This is a genomic window from Mesorhizobium sp. M7A.F.Ca.US.005.03.2.1, from assembly GCF_003997795.1.
Taxonomy (GTDB): domain Bacteria; phylum Pseudomonadota; class Alphaproteobacteria; order Rhizobiales; family Rhizobiaceae; genus Mesorhizobium; species Mesorhizobium ciceri.
Window position 1 is genome coordinate 1 of the sequence record NZ_RZRP01001406.1, and the last position, 842, is coordinate 842.

Below are 842 nucleotides of genomic sequence, written 5' to 3' on the forward strand. Positions count from 1 at the left end.
GCTCTTCCCCTGAGCTAAGTGCTGCCGGCGCTGCTTTAACCCGCGTTTGCATTCGAAGGAAGAGAGCAGAGGCCCAACCAGCTTTTCCCTTGAACGGCGATCCAATCTGGTCTAGCCTCAGCTGAGAAAAGGTTTTCTCAAACAATTTCAGTCGGGCTCGGCCACCTGCCGGGCCTCTTTCAGATCGGTAAGAGAAAACCTTTTTCCAACTAAGGACTCTCGGCGCGATGCCATCGGACGATCTGCCTGTTCCGGTCTTTTCCAAGCCAGTCACCTTGCGTGACGTGGCCGCGCAGGCCGGAGTCAGCGTCGCTACCGCATCCAAGGCGCTCAACAGCCAGGGCCGGATGACAGCCGAGACGCGCGAACGCATTCGCGAGACCGCCCGGCGGCTTGGCTTCCGGCCCAACAGCCTGGCGCAAAGCCTGCTCCGACGCCGCAGCTTCACCGTCGGCCTGCTCACCAACGATACCTATGGCCGCTTCTCGCTGCCGCTGATGTCGGGCATTTCGGACGCGCTGGTCGACAATGGCGTCTCGGTGTTCCTGTGCAATGTCGAGGAGGATCCGCGGCTGGGCCAGATGCATGTCGACGCCATGCTCGACAAGCGCGTTGACGGCATCATCGCCACTGGCAAGCGCATCGATCGCCATCTGCCCGTCGACCTCTCCAATCTGCGCGTCCCGGTGATCTATGCCTTCACGCAGCCCGACCCCGACGCCGTCGCCTTCGTCTCGGACGATGTTGGCGGCGCCCGGCTGGCCGTCGAGCATTTTTGCCGGCTTGGCCGCAAGCGCATCGCCCACGTCACCGGGCCGGCGAGCTTTGCCGTGGTACACGCG

Annotated in this window: 1 protein-coding gene; it reads left to right on the plus strand. The window is 62.9% G+C overall.

The window, feature by feature from the left end; translation table 11 throughout:
- Nucleotides 1–227: 227 nt before the first annotated feature.
- On the plus strand, nt 228–842 hold a 615-nt coding region (locus EN991_RS38125), incomplete at its 3' end, for a LacI family DNA-binding transcriptional regulator (RefSeq protein ID WP_164769753.1).